Consider the following 18,245-nt stretch of genomic DNA (forward strand, 5'->3'; position numbering starts at 1 on the left):
CGCACGAAACCGGGTTTAACCGTTATCATGGGATGAGTCGCCTGTCTCATCTGATTGCGGAGGTTATATCATGCAAAAAACAATCGAATTCCTCAAAAAAGCCGGTACCTTTTATATTGCCACTATCGATGGAGACCAGCCGCGTGTGCGTCCTTTTGGTGTTGCTACGGCATACCAGGACAAACTTTATATCTGCACTGCCAACAACAAGGCCTGTTTCATGCAGATGAAGCGTAATCCCAAAGTCGAAATAACAGCTGTTGCCGGTGAAGAATGGATTCGCCTTTCAGGTGAAGTGGCTGTTGACAACAGCGAGGCTGCCCGTGCTGCGGTGCTGGAAGATGCGCCTTTCCTCAAAAACATGTATTCCCCCACTGACGGCATCTTTGAGGTCCTGTATTTCACCAGGGGCACTGCGGCATTTGATTCGTATGCCGGTGTTACCGCCACAGAAGAGATATAAAGATGAACGGTTATCTCTGGGCGATACTTATAGTCTTCATTGTTCTGTATTTTTATATCAACAGAAACAGGAAGCAAAAACAGGGCTACTTTCAGGCGGTGATGGCAGCGCTGCAGGAAAAGGGTATACCGTCCAAAGAACTCCTGGAAAAACTCACCCCGACAGAATCGGGAAAAATCCTGGTGAATTGTTTCAACCGGAAAATACCGCCTCAGCAGGCGGCTGACATGCTTCTGGAGAAATACAACAGCCTGTAATCCTCCTGAAAACCGGTTTTCAATCCGGCAGGATCGTCATAAAATGGAGCCCTCGCGCAGCAGATGTTTTATCGGCTGCCTGGCTTCATTTCAAAAAAGGAAGGAATCAACACAATGTCTCTCTTGCACCGCGGAAAAACCAAAGATGTATACAGCCACGGCGACCATACGATTGAACTCAAATTTACAGACAGGGTCACCTTGAACGATGCGGGAGAAATTGATCCGGGCGGCAACAATGTTTCCGAGGTGCTGCTGGATGGCCAGGGTTTCGCCTGCCTTTCGATGACGACCGCCATCTTTGATTATCTGGCCAAAAACGGTATCCCGACCCACATGGTGTCGTATGATCTTGACAATCTCTCCATGGTGGCCCGCAAGGCAGAAACCTTCAAGCCGGGCCTGGAATGGGTATGCCGCTGGAGAGGCACCGGCAGCTTTGTCCGCCGGTATCACAATATTCCGGGCGTGTCAGAGGGCATGGTATTGCCGACACCCGTACACGAAATCACCATCAAGGACGACGAAGGTGGCGATCCGATGATCGTGCCGGATTCCATCGTCGCACTCAACATGATCCCCAGAGACCAACTGGACGAACTGATCGCGCTGAACACCAAAACCATGTCGCTGCTGCGTGACTTTTACCTGGAAAAAGGGCTGGATCTGTGGGATATCAAGATTGAATGGGGTAAAGACGCGGAAACGGGCAAGCTGATGCTCATTGATGAAGTCAGTGCCAATGGCTGTCGCGCCTTTGACATGAAAGGCAACCGCATCGTGGGCCAGGAACTTTCCGCCTGCTTTCGCGCATAAACCATCCTGACATCCGCATCCTTCTGCGGATATTTTTGCTGTACTGATGATTTCCCCAAAAAAGACCCGCATCTAGCGGGTCTTTAAAATTTGTGCACGGTGAAGGAATGCCACATCACTTTATCAGCGTTTTCATCATAAAACGACAGCAAGTTGCCCGCTTTGATCTTTATCAGTAAAGTGACGTGTGTTACCGCTGTTAATCCTCCAGCATACGACTGATACCGCGGCTTGCAATACTCGGTTTTGGCAACCTGAGCTGTACACGGGTTTCATCTGCCCGTTTTTGCCATTCGCGCCCCTTTACCTGATTCTTGGATTGTCCCAGTTGGCCGAAAATATGGATTTCGGCAAGCCGCTCCATAGAGCGGATACTGCCGTTTCTCGCTGCTTCCTCGTACCATTTATATGCATCTTCAGGACTTTCCGCCAGGCCTTCGCCAAGCTCATAAGCCCTCCCCAGATTATACTGGGCTGCGGGATATCCCAGCTCTGCCGCTTCTTTTACCAGCTTGATCGCTTTTTCAAGGTCAGTCGAAGTCCCCAGGCCTTCCCCATATATCACTGCCAGATGGGACATGGAACAGGCATTTTTCTTCACAGCCCCCTTTTCAAGCCACTCACGTGCCTTTTCGTAATTTTTCCGGACACCCAGCCCCTTCATGTAGAAAGTACCCAGATGGCATTGCGCTTCAGGGTCGCCCATATCTGCTGATTTCTGGAACCAGCGTGCCGCTTCGCGGCTATCCTTCACCACATCATCATCCCCTGTCATGTAAATAACGCCGATCTTTGTATAGGCGGCCGCATGACCGTCCTTGCCGGCTTTTTCATACCAGGAAATCGCCTTATCCGTATCCCTCTGGACACATTCACCATTACGATAGAGCCCCGCAAGGGCAAATTCTGCGGCGACATGCCTTTGTGCCGCAGCTTTCTGATACGAGCCCAGCGCTTTTGTACAGTCTTTTTCCACCCCATACCCTTTCAGGTACATTTCGCCGAGGTTAAACTGTACCAGCGGATTATCCTGAAATTCCGGATTATTGAAGTACTCCAGGGCTTCCTTGAATTCCTCCTGTTTGTAATGTTTAAGTCCCGTGGCAAGATCCTCAGCACAAACAGAAACAGAAACCAGCAAACTCAGAAAAAGAGGCAGAAATTTTTTCTTCATGTCATAACTCGTGGCGTGATGAAAAAGACCTGAAGTGGATTTTCAGAGTCCATAGATGTGACACATGCTACCGGATTTTATCCTGATATTGTCAAAAAATCATGCGCTCAAGCATATCAGCTTCCCGCATTCCGGTGCCGGATTTATACTCCATAATATGACACCAAAAACCTTTTTCGAGAAGTACAAACGTGTGGTTATTCCGTTTCAACTCAGACTTGATGAGCGGGCATTTGGCATTTCAAATGAAGAGTCAAGGGGCAATACCGTCATTACGACAGCAACCTTTATCCTGAAAAAACATACCGATCGGGAAAAAATAAAGGCGCTGTCCACCACCTTCCCGGGCAACGACCCAAACGAAGTCTTTCAGGATCTGTTGCGCCTGCAGAAGCTATGTGAGGAAAAGGAATAAGCGGGGTACGATATCAGACGACGACCTTCAGGCCATACGCTTCAAGCTGGTGTTTAACGCGCTCGACAGTTTCCATGGAAGGCGCAGGCGTATCCGTCAATTCATATTTCAGGCCAAGCTCCTGCCATTTGTATTCCCCCATCTTGTGAAATGGCAGAATTTCAACCCGTTCAACATTTTTCAGCGTAGAAACAAATTCACCCAGTTTTTCCACATCTTCCGGATCATCCGTGTATCCGGGCACCAGGACATAGCGCACCCACATCGGCTTACCCATACGCTCAAGCCGCCTGGCAAATTCCAGCACCTGAGTAAGGGGTGTTGAGGTCAACTGGCGGTGCTTTTCAGGATTCATCTGCTTGATATCCAGCAAAATCATGTCAACGACATCAAACCACTCATCGGAAAAATTCTTGGCAAGCAGGCCATTGGTATCAAGAGCCGTATGCAGGCCGTATTCTTCCTTGCAGCGGCGCATGATCTCGTGGACAAAATCTGCCTGAACAAGCGGCTCGCCGCCGCTGATGGTCAGCCCACCGGCAAATTTGAGAAAGGGAGCATATCTGCCGATTTCAGCAACCACATCATCGACAGAGCGCCATTCACCGCTTTTGCGGTCCCAGGTATCGGGATTATGGCAATAAAGACAGCGCATTTGGCAACCAGACACAAACAGCGCAAAGCGCATACCTGGTCCGTCTACCGCAGCACTGGGTTCAACGGAGTGGACATAGCCACCCGGTTGATCCCCTCCCGCCTGAGGCGGGAGGGTTTTTTCTTCAGCAATAGGTATTACTGTCACGCAACCTTGTGGAAGGTACGGTTAATAACGTCAAGCTGCTGTTCACGTGTCAGACGCGTGAAGTTAACAGCATAACCACTAACACGGATGGTGAGCTCAGGATAGTTCGCTGGGTTCTCCATTGCGTCAATCAGCATATCGCGGTCAAGAACGTTAACGTTGATATGGTAACCGCCTGCCGAGCAGAAGCCGTCAAGACAGTTGGACAGGTTAACAACCTGCTCACCAGCCTCTTTACCCAAAGCCTGCTGGGTCAGGTTGGCTGTCCAGGAAATACCATCCTGGTTGTGCTCATACGGCAGCTTGGAAAGTGATGCACCAGCAGCGATGAAGCCTTTGGTATCACGTCCGCTGCATGGGTTTGCTCCCGGCGGGAACGGCTCACCTTTCTTGCGACCGCAAGGGGTGTTACCTGTCTTGTTACCGTAAACAACGTTACTGGTGATCGTCAGGATCGACTGGGTCGGAACAGCGTTGCGATAAATTGCCTGTGAGCGCAGCTTGTTCATGAAGCTCTCGGTGAGTTTCGCTGCCATCTGGTCAACACGGTCGTCGTTGTTACCAAATTTCGGGAAATCACCTTCAACCTCATAATCAACAGCAATGCCTTTTTCGTTACGGATAACCTTGACCTTGGCGTATTTCATCGCAGAGAGGCTGTCAGCAACCAGCGAAACGCCAGCCAGACCGAACGCCATCGTGCGGAGAACATCACGGTCATGCAGGGCCATCATCAGACGCTCATAAGCATACTTGTCATGCATGTAGTGGATCGCATTCATGGCACGAACATAGGTTTCGCACAGCCAGGTTTCCATTTTCTCGAATTTCTCGAAAACCTCATCATAGTCGAGATATTCGCTGGTGACCGGCTCAAAACCATGTGCAACGGTCTCACCGGAGAGCTCGTCTACACCGCCATTGATCGCGTAAAGCAGCGTTTTGGCGAGGTTGGCGCGTGCACCGAAATATTGCATCTGCTTGCCCTGGGCTTGCGGAGAAACGCAGCAGCCGATACAGCAGTCGTCGCCCCAGGCATTGCGCAACAGCTCGTCATTTTCGAACTGGATAGCCGAAGTCTGGATGGACATACGGGTTGCATAATGCTTAAAGCCTTCCGGCAGCTTGTCTGACCAGAGAATGGTCAGGTTTGGCTCTGGAGAAGTACCGAGGTTATCCAAGGTATGCAGCAGACGGAAGTCTGTCTTGGTAACCATGGAACGGCCATCAAGGCACATACCGGCAAATGCAATGGTTACCCAGGTAGGATCGCCACTGAAGAGTGCGTCGAAGTCCAGCGTACGCAGGTAGCGCAGGATACGGCACTTGATAACGAGCTGGTCGATGATTTCCTGTGCTTCAGCTTCAGTGATACGGCCTTCGTCCAGATCACGCTGGATGTAGATGTCCAGGAAAGCGGTGATACGGCCGATACCGGTAGCAGCACCGTTGGCTTCTTTGGCTGAGGCAATAAAACCGAAGTAGGTCCACTGTGCCGCTTCAAGCCCTGTAGCAGCTGGCTTGCTGATATCGAAACCATAGCCTTTTGCCATTTCGGTCAGCTCTTTGAGCGCCCTGATCTGCTCGGACAGTTCTTCGCGGATGCGAATGATGTCTTCGGAAAACGGCTTGCAATCGCTATCCGCTTTTTCACGCTTTTTGTCAGCGATCAGGAAGTCGGTACCATAAAGCGCAACACGACGATAATCACCAATGATCCGGCCACGACCATAAGCATCCGGCAGACCGGTGATAACACCACTGCGCCGGCAAGCCATGATTTCCGGGTCATAGACATCGAAAACGCCCTGGTTGTGGGTTTTGCGATAGTGGGTATAGATATCGACGATCTTCTCGTCCAGTGCCGGGAAACCATACTCTTCCAGGCCCATCTCAACCATACGCAGACCGCCGTTTGGATGGATACTGCGCTTGAGCGGAGCATCTGTCTGGAGACCAACACAGATTTCATTTTCCTGGTCGATATAACCAGGGGCATGTGCCAGAATTGCGGAGCCGACATCGGAAGAAACCGCGAGAACACCACCGTTTTCACGCTCAGCCTTTTGCAGTTCCTGCACTGCAGCCCAGACTTTTTTGGTGCGCTCGGTCGGTTCAACGAGGAATTCCTCGTTACCGGTATATTCTGTACGGTTTAACGCGATAAAATCGCGAGTCGCGACGTGATCACGCCATTCCTGGCCTTTAAAACCGCGCCATGCATCAAGGCCGGTTGAGGTTGCAGTTGATTCTGCTAAACGTGGATTTCTCATTTTCTTCACCTTTTAAAGCATTTTCTGAAAATCTGCTCCGTGTATAAAGCACAATGTTGCGATTGATGTGCACACAACAATGTTTTCAAAAAGAACGCGATTAATTTCTGTGCCCGTCGAAAACCTGTTCTGGGTACTGAACATAGCGCCACGATTGATTGTGCTCGTGACAAAGTTTTCTAAAACACAAGGTTAATATTTTATTTGAGTGCTCGTTGAAAGCCTGTGCTGGGTATTGTCAGGCCGAAACAGCCGCTGCGAATTATTGCTCGCAACGATGTTTTCAAAAACACCATAACGGTATGGTTGAATTATACCTCACCTTTTTGGCGTCGAGCAAACAAATTTTCAAAAAATTGACAAAAATCAAGAGAATTGCCTTGTGAAAATAAACTTGTACTGTTACTATAACAGGTTTTTTTCCTTTCTGCAGAGCACGCAAGAAGTCGGCAAGCGGGTAGTTGTTTCATCTCGAAACATCAAAGAAAACCAGCATATCCTGATGATTTCATGCGGGGTTTTGCTTTGCAAGAATGATGGGAATGTTCGTAGAGGCCATGAGACGAAAAGGTGAACATTATATGGTTACCCCTAAAAGCCGCCAAGTGTCTGGAAATTATTCCTTACTGACTCAAAATAAGATCATAAATCTGCTGCAGGCAGGAATGGATACATATGCACCTTTTACTGCCTGAAATCGAGCGATACCTCGCATTGATATGCTTGCCGCAATAATCAGATTATCTATGGCCGATGTGCCATACCCTGGACGTTTGCCGCACCATTTTCAGCCGCTGGAAAAAAGCAAACAGAAAAACACCGCTCCATCTTATTCCAGATTGCTCACGCTGCAAAAACCACGACAGCGTTGAGGGCAGCTGACTTCGCGGGCAGGCAGCCGTTGTGTCTGGTCAAACGCTCAGTGAAATATGAGAACCCGTATCAAAGCTGGAATTTGCGCCAGAGGCATCATAAAGTGCTGAATCGCTGCTCATCGATGCCATGTTTACACTTTCTACTACCAACTGTAAGTCGTCGGCAACTTCTGCAACAACCCCTTTCAGCGCAGTCATGTTCCCGGCTCCAGATGTCTTTTGTGATTCAGCAATGGCTTTTTCCACTTCGTCAAGATCTCTTTTTGCCTTCCTGATTTCTTCCTTGTCAGCCTTGTCCTGCGCTTTGACCTGCCGCATCAGCGCCCTGATCTTGTCTGCCAGCTGCTTTGCTTTGGCCATAAAATCAGCATCCGGATCGTTCTTTTGATAGGCAGAAAGCTTCTTGGCCAAAGGGGATGGGCTGGGGCTGGTTTTGTCCGCTTGTTGTTGCTCGTCAGGATTCGCTGCCTGACCTGGCTGTGCAGCAACGGAAGGATCAGCACTGGCAGAAGCGTTACCATCAACAGGCGTTTCCTCAACCTGCTGGACAGTTTCATCTGCCGCGACCATGCTGGTCGTGGCAGCGGCAACGGCAGCAGCGTCAGCCATACTTGCATCAACACTGGCCGTAACAGAAGCTTCCACGGGATTATCGGCAATATCAATGGCACTGCCTGCTTCAGCCTCCCCTGTATCGGTCTGCTGTGCCGGTGCGCCGGCAGCAGCAGGCGCTGCAGAAGCACGCTGACCTTCGCCGCCAGCACTGCGATACTGGGCTATCGCATCTTTTAACTCCCTGGCCAGACGTGCAATTTCCCGCGGCGAGATTTTGACGGTTCCAGCCATTCTCTGCAGCCCCTCAATGCGCTGCTTTAACATTTCAATTCTCATGCTTGCTGCCATCTTGCGGGCATTTGTCGCCATGGATTTCATGTTATTGATATTACCCACGGCCGCCTTGGATGAACCGATAACGCCCTGCTTTCCTGCCGAGTCCTTTGTTTTGTCAAATGCAGGCGCACCGCTTTCCCGGAGATTTTTGGGCTTGCTGTTGAATTTGTCTCTGGCATTACCGCCTTGCTGAAGCAACGACGCAAGGCCTGACCGCACATCGGTCATCATAAGAAACCTCTTTAAAGTAAACGCTTGTTTTTATTACTATATCGGCGTAATACGGGTTTTCTTTAGAGAGCAGCAACCTGAACGCAACTCATCTACCCCATGTTCCGGATAAGCGTGAGATGGGTTTAAGAGAAATAAAGAGGAAGTAGCAAAAAGCAATGTGACTATGATCTTCACAGCATGGTCTTTTCAAAATAATTTGCTACAAAAATCTGAGATGGTATCTCGATAATAGACTTTTGAAGATACCCCCCGGTACCCCTTCAATATCCCAGAAAACCAAAGGAGTCTTTGACATTCTAAAAGAGGACTTCTGAGGGCTTAAAATCTTTCTTGGCCTCGTATCCAGCACAATAAAAAGAAAGTCTCGCCACGGAGCTGTAATCTTGTCTGAATGGATGGGTGTAGGAGAGGAATCTCTCGCAAGTATTGGCAATGGATCCAGTCGAGGCCCTCCGCTTGAGTGTCTCAGGAAACCTTCAAAACTAACGCATGCATTCGCTACATGTAGATAGATTCCCTACTGAAATGTCATTGCCCCTCAATTTGAATGTCAATGGTTTTGGCTCACGCTTTGGGGTACTTTTGTAAAATGCGATTACGCCCTTTCACCCACTATGAGTGAGAGCGTCAATTTGACGCACAAGGATGAAGCCCTAAAACAAGACCTTTATTCAATAAAGCCCCTGGATAAAAAAGCCTTACAAATCAAAGGCCCTAGCGTTAACCTAGTCAATGAATCAGGGCTATTTCATATATGGTCGGAACACGAATCCCCACAGATTCGACCAAGGGCTCCCCTGGCTTCCTTCTGGATACGGTAAACACTGGCTATTCCAATACCAAGCTGAGTGGCGATAGCTTCTTTGGTCATGCCCTGATTGATGAGGCCAAGCACTTCATCCTTCCTCGCTTTAGCTGTTGGCTTTCGTCCCTTGTACTTCCCTTCAGCTTTAGCCTTGGCGATCCCTTCTCTTTGCCTCTCCAGCATCATCTCCCGTTCAAACTGGTTGATGGCTCCCAGCATGGTCAGCATGAGCTTCCCTGTGGGGGTTGATGTGTCCAGGCCAAGATTGAGAACCCTAAGGGACACTCCCTTGCCCTCCAGCCGCTGAGTGATCTCAAGTAGATGCTGTGTGTTTCTGGCAAGCCTGTCCAGCTTCGTCACAACAAAGGTATCACCCTCCCTTGTGTAATCCAGAGCCTCCTCAAGTTCTTTACGCTCACCGACAGACGAAGCCTGTTCCTTGTAGATACGGTCACACCTAAGTGCTGTGAATTCTGCTATTTGAGCATCGAACCCGGCAACTTGGTCAAGTGTAGAAGTTCTTGCATAACCAATTAACATGCCCAGACTCCTTTCAATAGAATTTAGGACCCTATGATATTATCATATCAAAAAATAAAAATCAATTCTATTGATAGCATAATCTTGGTCTCCACAAGGCAATCACATAACCCTGCCCTATTGATATACACGAATTTTTTGTAGTTGTCGATTTATCTGCTTTTGATCAAATTTGTTGCCGTCAAATGATATGCCCACTTGCTCAAGGTGCCATTCTCGCACTTCAAAATGGTGCTTGTTCTTGGGAGCTATCATCGCTTCATAGAAATCCATATACCCTAGAGGACCTCCACAGTCTTCCGGTGGACAAGCCTCGGCCCCCTCCAGGCATTTGATTAAACGGGTTGTCCGCCTGTCTGGTTTGTAAGTGTCGTTTTCTAACGTAATCGTATGGCGCCAGTTATCACCAAAATCATATACGTATGAAAAGGATTGTCCCTTTTTTAGATCAAGAGAGATTAATTGGTGGTGAGAGGGTTCCAAGTCTTTTGTATTTTCAGATTCTGGAATGTAGCATTTCCCTGAGATCACAAATTCATAAAGATGGTAGTTTTCCCATCCCATAACTATTTGAATAATTGTATGAAGTGTCTCCAAAGTCAGGTCAGCAGGAACAAAGAAACGCCGCCATATAGCAGGGGTAATTTCATTCAGTTCTATCTTGAAGGGACACAAGGGATTGTTCATTATGGCGTCCTCACCAAAAGGCTGTGATCCTTTCTCACAGACAGAGATAGGTATTCTGGCTAACTCAATTGGAACTAACCAACTCCTTTAGAAGCCTTGGATGCGCTTCTGCCACACGAAGCAGGGTTACTGCTGCTCCGGAGGGACTGCGCTTCCCTTGCTCCCATGCCTGAAAAGTACGAACAGAAACCCCCATCAGCTTGGCAAACTCTGCCTGTGACAGTTTGGACTTATTCCGGACCGCTGCTATGTCAGAAACAGATACAGCCGTTTTACGAGCAGCCTTACCTTGCTTCATCTGACGAACTGACTCAAGCAGGTCTTCACTGAACTGTTTCATTTCCTCATCCATCTTTCATCGCCTCCTTCAGTTTCAAGAGCGTGGCATTATCCAGGTTATCAAACTTGGCCTTGGTATATACGATCAAAAGCCAGATATGCCCATCATCGAGCATGTTGTAATAAATGACTCTGGCTCCCCCTCGCTTTCCCCTTCCACTACTCTTCCACCTTACCTTACGGATGCCCTGTGCACCCGGTATAACATCTCCAGCAAACGGATTCTGAGCTATCCAGTGAATGAACCCCAGACGCTCATCTTCCGCCCATATCTCATCAGCATACCGCTGAAAAATTCCCGTTTCGCTAACTGTATACATTTTTCGCTATTGTACCACATTGTAGTATAGTTTGTGAATGTTTCTTGCTTTATCAGTTGCTTTTCATTTGGCATGTCATAGCAGAAAGCATACTGTGTAGTGCTCCAGAATATGGTATCGCTCTATCTTCAGGATGAATCCCCCCGTGTTTCGTGGAGGGAATGTTGTTAAAGTTAAGGCACAACGATAATGTTGTTGCCTGCTCCTGATAATACCGTTCTTCAGCCTCTGCGGGTGGGATATACAGGACATTCAGCGGATTCTCGCCTTGCGTCAAAAGCGTCTGACAGGAGATATGATTTCACACCGCCTCGGTCTATGCAGAAGCAGCGTATTTCGAGTCCTGAAGCGTCAGGGCTTGTCGCGGCTTCATGCATTAACCCCCAAAGAGCCGGTTGTCCGTTATCAGTGGGACAGGCCCGGCCAGATGCTTCATATCGACATCAAGAAGCTGGGCAGGATTGATGGCGTTGGACACCGCATCCTGGGCAGGCAGGCTGCCAAGCCGCGCCATGCAGGTTGGGAGTATCTGCATGTTTGTGTGGACAATGCCTCGCGCATGGCTTTTACAGCCATCTTGCCCAATGAGAAAAAGCAATCGGCTGTTTTATTCTTACGTCAGGCCGTTGCTTATTACCAGCGTCTTGGCATCCGGGTAGAGCGGGTTCTGACTGACAATGGTGCCTGCTATCAATCTTTTGCCTGGCGTGATGCCTGCGCTGAACTTGGTATCAAGCACAGGCGAACCAGACCTTATAGGCCGCAGACCAATGGAAAGGCAGAGCGCTTTATCCGCACTGCCATGAATGAATGGGCGTATGCCAGGGTGTATACTCATTCTCATGAGAGAACGGCTGCCCTGGCTTTGTGGATCAACGGGTATAACAGCATCCGATCTCTCTCAGCTCTCGGAAGAATCTCTCCAGCTAAATGGCTATCCGTAAATGGGAATAACGTATTGGAACTTAACAGCTAGGTACAGCCCACCGCCATCAAAAAGCCGGTACGTTTTTTCCCTGGGATTTGCATTTTTCACCTGAATTGCTGTCAGTGGTTTCACAATTCACGCCATCTGCACCTCCATTTTTGGGGCATCGAAATTTTCATTGGGGCATTTTTAGCAGAATAATGCCCCTATAATTACCGGATGTCAATGGACGATGAGAGACATTCAGGGACTAAAAAACCCGCTAAACGTAGTGTTTTAGCGGGTTTCATAGACTTCCGTGGACTTTGAAAGACGTATCCTTGGCGGAGATGGAGGGATTCGAACCCTCGATACAGGTTTTGCCCGTATGCTCCCTTAGCAGGGGAGTGCCTTCGACCACTCGGCCACATCTCCTCGCCATACACTATTTTTCTCGTGAGAATGGGATGATAGCTTCTTGCCACTCTCAGGTCAATCTATATGCCATATGTTTTTGTGAGAACGGGATTTTGCTGAAAAAGAGTAAAAAAAAACATACCTGGGGGTACGATTGAAGCTGGCAGACCACGTAAGGGAAGAAAAAACTGTCTGCCGTTGAAATCAGTCATTTTGCCGCGTTTTCATTTTGTTTCATGTGGATTACGGCTCTGCGGATTGATGCCTTTTTCCGATTTCATTTTGACCTCGTGTTTGGGCTCGCGTGCAGGTGCTTTTTTTCGGGACCTTTCTGGGTGATCTTGTCAATTGACTGGGGAGCCGTTTTAACCTGTTCGCTGATATTGCTGCTGTCCCGATCGTCTTTCATAAAATCTCCTGGCTTTGATGTTGACGTCAACGATCTGATTTTCTCAGGCCGCCACGTTGTTTGTTGATGTGCTGCCTGCTTAATACCTCCAGATTTTGACGGATCTGCTTATCCATGGAACCCATCACCTCCTTGTATTCATCTCTCAATCTTTCCCGGCACTCATCTCTCTTGCTTTTAAGCTGCTTGCGTTTGTTTGCTTTCATGCTGTAACTCCTCCAACCTGTAAAGAGAATAGGGTTCCCTGATTGGCCATAAAAAAGCCGGCACCCCTTCAGGCATGCCGGCCAGGTTCCCGTTTTATCAGGATCAGCAGTTTATCCCTTCTCCACAAGGATGCAGCTTGGCCTGCTGCCTGTAGTTCTGCAATATCAGATCCGTATAGCCTGAGGGCTGATTCAATCCGTCAAAAATCAGGTCACAGGCGGCAAGAAAACCCGGTGAGTGTTCAAAGTCGTCACTCATGTTCTGGTACCCCTCGGTATCGGCATTTTGCTTATCCACGATAACCGCCATACGTTTAAGTGTATCCAGCACCTGCGCTTTAGATGCAATACCATGGCGAATCCAGTTTGCCATAAGCTGGGTAGAGATACGCAGTGTCGCACGGTCTTCCATCAGACCAACATCATGAATATCAGGCACCTTTGAGCAACCGATCCCCAGACTCACCCAGCGCACCACATAACCCAGGAGGGTTTGTGCATTGTTATCAAGCTCCTGCTGGATTTCTTCGGGTGTCCAGTCCGGCTTGCCGGTCACAGGAATCGTCAGCAGATTATCCAACAGGACGTCATGAATATAGTCCTTCATTTTGTCATGCACGTTTTCCAGCTCATCCTGTACTTCCTCGATATCAATCATGTGATAGTGCAAGGCGTGCAGTGTTGCTGCTGTGGGCGACGGTACCCATGCCGTATTGGCGCCATCCCTGAGATGATTGATTTTCTGTTCCATCATCTCTGCCATATTGTCCGGCATGGCCCACATGCCCTTCCCTATCTGGGCCAGCCCTTTCATACCGCACTCAAGACCAACCTGCACATTGTTGATCTCATAGGCTTTGAGCCATCGGGACTGGCGCATTTCCCCCTTGCGAAACATCGGCCCGGCTTCCATTGAGGTATGGATTTCATCGCCCGTACGGTCCAGAAAGCCTGTATTGATAAAGGCTAGACGATCACGAGCGGCATGGATACAGGCTTTGAGGTTGACACTGGTACGGCGTTCCTCGTCCATAATCCCCAGTTTGACCGTGTTTTTTTCCGGCAGGCCAAGCAGCTTTTCCACTCTCGAATACAGCGCTTCGACAAAAGCAACTTCATGCGGTCCATGCAGTTTGGGAATCACAACATAGATCGAACCATTGCGGGAATTTTTCCTGGCTTCCAGGTCATGCTTGCCGATCAGGGTATTGATAACCGCTTCCATGATGCCGGTGTGGATTTCGCTGCCATCCTTGTCGAGAATCGCCGGGTTCGTCATCAGCAGCCCGGTATTGCGCACAAGCATCAGGCTTGTTGCCGGCAAAATCAGCTTGCCGCCACCCAGCGGTTTGTAGACACGATCCGGATTCATTTTCCGGGTAAACGTTTTTCCGTCCTTGCTGACAGACTCTGCAAGATCGCCCTTCATCAGGCCAAGCCAGTTGCGGTAGGCAACAACGGCATCATCCGCATCCACAACCGCGACAGAGTCCTCGCAATCCATGATAACCGTAGTCGCAGACTCAATCATGATATCCCGTTTGCCAGCCGGGTCCTGCTTACTGATGGAGTGATTTCTGTCGAAAATAATCTCGAAATGCAAACGGTTCTGGCAAAAAAGGATCGACTCGGGAGAACCGGAATCTCCTGTAAAACCGACAATCGCTTCCGGATTGCGAATGGTGGTAATGGCGCCATTTTGCATACGAACCTGAAGCACACCACGTTCCAGCCTGTATTCCACCGCCCTGCGGTGAGAGCCCTTTTCAAGCTGGATGATCTTGTCAAGAAATGCGTTGGCATAGGCAATTACCCTGTCGCCACGAACCGGATTGTAGCTGGTGCCGCGTGTCGCGCCATCCTCTTCGCCAATAACGTCGCTGCCATACAGCGCATCATAAAGGCTTCCCCATCGGGCATTGGCCGCATTCAGGACATAGCGCGCCTTGGTAAGCGGTACAACAAGCTGTGGACCACCCTGCCAGGCAACCTCAAAATCCATATTGACTGGATCGATTCTGGCATCTTCAGGTACCGGCACCAGATAACCGATATCCGTAAGGAATGTTTTATAGGCTGCCATATCGGTAACAGGACCCGGATGCTGACGATGCCATTCGTCAATTTCGTTTTGCAGGCGTTCACGCTCAGCCAGCAACTCCTTAAGCCCCGGCGTCATATCCTGGACGATTTCGTCAAAGCCCTTCCAGAAAGCAGCACTGTCCACGCCCGTTCCCGGCAATGCCTCGTTTTCAATAAAGGCATGCAGGGCGGCATCTACCTGAAGATTGTGACAATTGATTCGATTATTCATAATGATCTTTTCCCAAGAGACTGCTTGTTCAGATGTAATGCGGTTATTGAGTTGCTGAATTTTTGAACAAGGCACAACGAATACCGACAGGAAACACCTTATTCAAAACGCGGTTTCGGTAAAAGAGCCGGCAGGACATGGGTATCGTCCTGTCAGCCCGCACTCTGGGCCTGAACGGTATACATCAGGAAATGTCACACGGTTTTGCTGTGTACGATTCATCTTACATGAAAGCATAAAAATGTGCAGAAGCGGGGCAAATTTACAGATGCTTCACCTCTTGATGTTGCCCTGATGAAACATAAAACGGTATGATGGAGAAATTCTCGGATAAACCAGGTACAAACAACCCGGCGATTACGCCCGATACCCTGCCCTCACGCCCATGATTGAAAATCTGCCCATACACATTTACCTCTTTGCTGCCATTCTTGGCATCCTTGCACTGGATTTTCTTTTCCGCTTTCTCTTTCCCTCCTTCCGTGTACGGGGAGAGCTGTCACGGGTAATCAGACGACTCAAAACACTCAGCCAGAACCCGGAAAAAACCATTGATGACGTATTTGAAGATACGGGCATCATGAAGCCCCTCTGGCGTGAATATGCGGACAGCCTGCATGAGCAGGTCGAAACCAATCCTTATACCGGCCAGCAGGAGATACAGCGGCGCTCAACCATGCCTGCCGAAGCTTTTTTCAGGTCTGATGTCATCGTTGATATCCCTTTGCGTGCCGATTTTTTCCGTCATCTGCCTGGTATTTTCACTGGTGTGGGCATTATCGGCACCTTTTCCGGCCTGCTCTTAGGCCTGCATGCTTTCCAGATATCCGAAAATCCTATCATTGTCCGTGACAGCCTGAGCCATCTGTTGCATGGCGTATCCATGGCTTTTGTTGTGTCGGCGGTCGCCATCACCCTGGCAATGGGTGTGACCTTCATCGAAAAATGGATACTCAACCAGCTGCATACCCGGGTAGAAGAACTGGTTCAGCTACTGGATGATTTCTTTGTTGCCGGTGTCGGTGAAGAATATCTGGCACGCCTGGTCAAAGCATCCGAATTTTCAGTCAGCCAGGCCGCTCCCATGCAGAATGCGCTGGTCGGCGAACTCCGGCAGATCATGGCGGAACAAACCGAAAAACAGCTCTCAGCTATCGATATCCTGGGAAACCGCATCAGTTCCAGCATTGCTGACAGTCTGAAAGCGCCACTGGCAGAGATGGCTGATGCCGTAAAAAATGTCAGCGCAGAACAGGGGACAGCCGTACATGCCATGATGCACGATCTTCTGGGCAGTTTTAATGAAAACCTGCGCGAACTGCTGGGTGACCAGATTTCCAATATCAATGAAGTGCAGCAGCAAACGTTGCGCTCCCTACATGACACCATGTCGCGCATGGAAAGCATGGCAAACAATGTCGAATCAGCCGGGGAGCGTGGTGCCAGCGCCATGTCCAATCAGCTTGCTGCGGCCATGGCGGGTGCCGAGTCACGCCAGCAAATCATGAATGACAAGATGAGTGCCTTTGTCGAGCAGCTCACACTGGCCGTTTCCAACTCACAGGATGCGGCACAGGCCAAACTGCAACACACACTTGACGATATTGCCAACCACATGGCCGCTGTCATCCAGAGCATGAGCGGCCAGATCCAGGCCGCATCAGAAGCCGGCAGGCAATACCAGTCAGAGCTGGCACAGGAAGGCAGAAAAGTTGTCGGTGAATTTGGTGAACAGGTTGATCTCCTGGCTGAAGGCGTCATTCGCGCTGTGGATGAAATGAAAACGGCGGTAAACGCCATGCGTCATGTCACCGGCACAACCGTATCCCAACTGAATGCCGGGGCAGATGTGCTTTATGCTGCGTCAACCGCATTTGCAGAAACCGGGCGGGATATGACCGGCACACTTGGCAAGACCTCTGAGCTGCTCACCCAGTTTGGCCAGGTATCCAGTTCCATCACCGGCGTTTCAGATGAACTGGGCAAAGTGCTTTCCGACTATCAGGCAGCCCGTGACACCATGACCGTCTTCCTTGAGTCCCTGCGTATCACTGTTGAGCAATCCCGCCGCGAAGCCACGCTCACCGGGGATGTACTTATCCTGATCGAAAATGCCACCGACAAGCTGGTCAGCGCCCAGAAAGAGGCGGATGGCTATCTCGCCCGTGTATCCGAAGTCATAGAAACCGCCCATCATACGTTTACCTCAGGGATGGCAACCGCCGTTGACAGCGCCAATCAGGATTTCCAGAAAGCGCTTTCAGATTCCGTCTCGCTTCTCCGTATCGGGATTCAGGAACTCGGTACAACACTCGAAGAGCTGGGAACCGTCAGGCAATCCTTGTCCGGCAGCTCCTGGCCCGGCACAAACAGGTAATCATCATGCTGGGCAAGCGCATAATCATTGGCAAAAAAAACAGGGACGAAGGCGAAAAACCCTTCTGGATTTCTTTTGCCGACCTCATGACAGCGCTGATGGTACTCTTTCTTCTGGTGATGAGCGTTGCCCTTTTAGCTGTTACCAAAACCGTCTCGGAAACCGAACGGCGAAAAGCTGCTCGCGAAGAGGAGATCAGCCAGCTTCTCACCCAGCTTGAAGGCGTTGCAAAACAGCATCCCGGCATGACCATTAACCGGGAAAAAAATGTCATCGACTTTGGAGACCGCGTCCGTTTTGAAACCGGCAGCTCACAGTTGACAGCAGAGCAGGCAAAATACCTTCGCGCCTTTCTCCCGGATGTGCTCCAGCTGGCACAGCAGCAACCAGGAGAAAAATGGCTCAAACGGATTGTGGTTGAAGGCTTTGCCGACCAGCGAGGCGACTATCTCATGAACCTCAATCTCAGCCTCCAGCGCAGCCAGCGCGTGCTTTGCGTTTTGCTGGCAACTGTCGGCGAGGGGGAAAGTCCGCTAAGTGATGACGATAAGGAAAAAGTCCGTGATCTCTTCCTCGTCGGCGGGTATTCCTTCAACTCAGCCAAAAAATCCCTGGAAGAAAGCCGCCGCATCGAGCTGCGCCTGGAATACTACGAACTGGATGAAACGCGCGTCAAAAATGAAGATATTCCACGCGGGAATTTTGGCGTTTGCAGGATATAAAC

Annotated in this window: 17 protein-coding genes and 1 tRNA gene; 7 read left to right on the forward strand and 11 right to left on the reverse strand. The window is 49.6% G+C overall.

Annotation, left to right across the window (positions count from 1 at the left end):
* The first annotated feature begins 70 nt into the window (after positions 1-70).
* From NB640_RS01535 to NB640_RS01545, 3 genes are all read left to right on the forward strand, one after another.
* On the forward strand, positions 71-463 hold the full coding sequence (locus NB640_RS01535) for a pyridoxamine 5'-phosphate oxidase family protein (protein ID WP_269309386.1): 393 nt from the start codon (positions 71-73) through the stop codon (positions 461-463).
* A 2-nt stretch (positions 464-465) separates the two neighbouring features.
* The gene (locus tag NB640_RS01540; protein WP_269309387.1) at positions 466-720 is read left to right on the forward strand and encodes a hypothetical protein; all 255 of its coding nucleotides are present in this window, start codon (positions 466-468) and stop codon (positions 718-720) included.
* Positions 721-834: 114 nt separating this feature from the next.
* Positions 835-1,536 (forward strand): phosphoribosylaminoimidazolesuccinocarboxamide synthase, encoded by a 702-nt coding sequence (locus NB640_RS01545; RefSeq protein WP_269309388.1) that lies wholly within the window; start codon positions 835-837, stop codon positions 1,534-1,536.
* A gap of 199 nt (positions 1,537-1,735) precedes the next feature.
* Here the strand turns inward: NB640_RS01545 and NB640_RS01550 are convergent, their stop codons facing one another.
* A complete protein-coding gene (locus NB640_RS01550) occupies positions 1,736-2,710 on the reverse strand; it encodes an SEL1-like repeat protein (RefSeq protein ID WP_269309389.1) in 975 nt (324 codons plus the stop codon).
* A 64-nt stretch (positions 2,711-2,774) separates the two neighbouring features.
* Here NB640_RS01550 and NB640_RS01555 point away from each other — a divergent pair, with 64 nt between their 5' ends.
* A complete protein-coding gene (locus tag NB640_RS01555; RefSeq protein WP_269309390.1) occupies positions 2,775-3,125 on the forward strand; it encodes a hypothetical protein in 351 nt (116 codons plus the stop codon).
* 13 nt (positions 3,126-3,138) lie between these two features.
* On the opposite strand, the gene pflA is transcribed toward NB640_RS01555, so the two are convergent.
* From pflA to NB640_RS01590, 7 genes are all read right to left on the reverse strand, one after another.
* On the reverse strand, positions 3,139-3,927 hold the full coding sequence (gene pflA, locus NB640_RS01560; protein WP_269309391.1) for a pyruvate formate-lyase-activating protein: 789 nt from the start codon (positions 3,925-3,927) through the stop codon (positions 3,139-3,141).
* On the reverse strand, positions 3,924-6,200 hold the full coding sequence (gene pflB / locus NB640_RS01565) for a formate C-acetyltransferase (protein WP_269309392.1): 2,277 nt from the start codon (positions 6,198-6,200) through the stop codon (positions 3,924-3,926). The genes pflA and pflB overlap by 4 nt, the downstream gene beginning before the upstream one ends.
* Before the next feature lie 911 nt (positions 6,201-7,111).
* On the reverse strand, positions 7,112-8,197 hold the full coding sequence (locus tag NB640_RS01570) for a hypothetical protein (protein ID WP_269309393.1): 1,086 nt from the start codon (positions 8,195-8,197) through the stop codon (positions 7,112-7,114).
* Between the two features lie 751 nt (positions 8,198-8,948).
* The gene (locus NB640_RS01575) at positions 8,949-9,545 is read right to left on the reverse strand and encodes a recombinase family protein (protein WP_269309394.1); all 597 of its coding nucleotides are present in this window, start codon (positions 9,543-9,545) and stop codon (positions 8,949-8,951) included.
* A 117-nt stretch (positions 9,546-9,662) separates the two neighbouring features.
* The gene (locus NB640_RS01580; protein WP_269309395.1) at positions 9,663-10,232 is read right to left on the reverse strand and encodes a plasmid pRiA4b ORF-3 family protein; all 570 of its coding nucleotides are present in this window, start codon (positions 10,230-10,232) and stop codon (positions 9,663-9,665) included.
* A 64-nt stretch (positions 10,233-10,296) separates the two neighbouring features.
* Complete coding sequence (gene nadS / locus NB640_RS01585) at positions 10,297-10,584, reverse strand: NadS family protein (RefSeq protein ID WP_269309396.1); 288 nt, start codon at positions 10,582-10,584, stop codon at positions 10,297-10,299.
* A complete protein-coding gene (locus tag NB640_RS01590) occupies positions 10,577-10,891 on the reverse strand; it encodes a transcriptional regulator (protein WP_269309397.1) in 315 nt (104 codons plus the stop codon). The genes nadS and NB640_RS01590 overlap by 8 nt, the downstream gene beginning before the upstream one ends.
* A gap of 250 nt (positions 10,892-11,141) precedes the next feature.
* On the opposite strand from NB640_RS01590, the gene NB640_RS01595 reads away from it, so the two are divergent.
* Positions 11,142-11,867, forward strand: coding sequence for an IS481 family transposase (locus NB640_RS01595; RefSeq protein ID WP_269310370.1), 726 nt, complete (start codon positions 11,142-11,144; stop codon positions 11,865-11,867).
* Between the two features lie 273 nt (positions 11,868-12,140).
* On the opposite strand, the gene NB640_RS01600 is transcribed toward NB640_RS01595, so the two are convergent.
* From NB640_RS01600 to NB640_RS01610, 3 genes are all read right to left on the reverse strand, one after another.
* Positions 12,141-12,233, reverse strand: a tRNA-Ser gene (locus NB640_RS01600).
* A 417-nt stretch (positions 12,234-12,650) separates the two neighbouring features.
* Positions 12,651-12,830, reverse strand: a complete 180-nt coding sequence (locus NB640_RS01605; RefSeq protein ID WP_269309398.1) for a hypothetical protein — start codon at positions 12,828-12,830, stop codon at positions 12,651-12,653.
* Positions 12,831-12,933: 103 nt separating this feature from the next.
* Positions 12,934-15,144 carry a malate synthase G gene (locus NB640_RS01610; protein WP_269309399.1) on the reverse strand — a complete coding sequence of 737 codons (2,211 nt, stop codon included), beginning with the start codon at positions 15,142-15,144 and terminating at the stop codon, positions 12,934-12,936.
* Between the two features lie 385 nt (positions 15,145-15,529).
* On the opposite strand from NB640_RS01610, the gene NB640_RS01615 reads away from it, so the two are divergent.
* Complete coding sequence (locus NB640_RS01615; protein WP_269309400.1) at positions 15,530-17,521, forward strand: hypothetical protein; 1,992 nt, start codon at positions 15,530-15,532, stop codon at positions 17,519-17,521.
* 5 nt (positions 17,522-17,526) lie between these two features.
* Positions 17,527-18,243, forward strand: coding sequence for an OmpA/MotB family protein (locus NB640_RS01620; protein WP_269309401.1), 717 nt, complete (start codon positions 17,527-17,529; stop codon positions 18,241-18,243).
* The last annotated feature ends 2 nt before the right edge of the window (positions 18,244-18,245 follow it).

It is taken from the genome of Oxalobacter vibrioformis (genome assembly GCF_027118995.1).
GTDB lineage: Bacteria > Pseudomonadota > Gammaproteobacteria > Burkholderiales > Burkholderiaceae_D > Oxalobacter > Oxalobacter vibrioformis.

What these genes read in the sequence shown, in the direction of transcription:
- NB640_RS01535 (WP_269309386.1), top strand. Translation starts at nt 71, where the DNA reads ATGCAAAAAACAATCGAATTCCTCAAAAAAGCCGGTACCTTTTATATT.
- NB640_RS01540 (WP_269309387.1), top strand. Translation starts at nt 466, where the DNA reads ATGAACGGTTATCTCTGGGCGATACTTATAGTCTTCATTGTTCTGTAT.
- NB640_RS01545 (WP_269309388.1), top strand. Translation starts at nt 835, where the DNA reads ATGTCTCTCTTGCACCGCGGAAAAACCAAAGATGTATACAGCCACGGC.
- NB640_RS01550 (WP_269309389.1), bottom strand. Translation starts at nt 2,710, where the DNA reads ATGAAGAAAAAATTTCTGCCTCTTTTTCTGAGTTTGCTGGTTTCTGTT.
- NB640_RS01555 (WP_269309390.1), top strand. Translation starts at nt 2,775, where the DNA reads ATGCTACCGGATTTTATCCTGATATTGTCAAAAAATCATGCGCTCAAG.
- pflB (WP_269309392.1), bottom strand. Translation starts at nt 6,200, where the DNA reads ATGAGAAATCCACGTTTAGCAGAATCAACTGCAACCTCAACCGGCCTT.
- NB640_RS01570 (WP_269309393.1), bottom strand. Translation starts at nt 8,197, where the DNA reads ATGATGACCGATGTGCGGTCAGGCCTTGCGTCGTTGCTTCAGCAAGGC.
- NB640_RS01575 (WP_269309394.1), bottom strand. Translation starts at nt 9,545, where the DNA reads ATGTTAATTGGTTATGCAAGAACTTCTACACTTGACCAAGTTGCCGGG.
- NB640_RS01580 (WP_269309395.1), bottom strand. Translation starts at nt 10,232, where the DNA reads ATGAACAATCCCTTGTGTCCCTTCAAGATAGAACTGAATGAAATTACC.
- nadS (WP_269309396.1), bottom strand. Translation starts at nt 10,584, where the DNA reads ATGGATGAGGAAATGAAACAGTTCAGTGAAGACCTGCTTGAGTCAGTT.
- NB640_RS01590 (WP_269309397.1), bottom strand. Translation starts at nt 10,891, where the DNA reads ATGTATACAGTTAGCGAAACGGGAATTTTTCAGCGGTATGCTGATGAG.
- NB640_RS01605 (WP_269309398.1), bottom strand. Translation starts at nt 12,830, where the DNA reads ATGAAAGCAAACAAACGCAAGCAGCTTAAAAGCAAGAGAGATGAGTGC.
- NB640_RS01610 (WP_269309399.1), bottom strand. Translation starts at nt 15,144, where the DNA reads ATGAATAATCGAATCAATTGTCACAATCTTCAGGTAGATGCCGCCCTG.
- NB640_RS01615 (WP_269309400.1), top strand. Translation starts at nt 15,530, where the DNA reads ATGATTGAAAATCTGCCCATACACATTTACCTCTTTGCTGCCATTCTT.
- NB640_RS01620 (WP_269309401.1), top strand. Translation starts at nt 17,527, where the DNA reads ATGCTGGGCAAGCGCATAATCATTGGCAAAAAAAACAGGGACGAAGGC.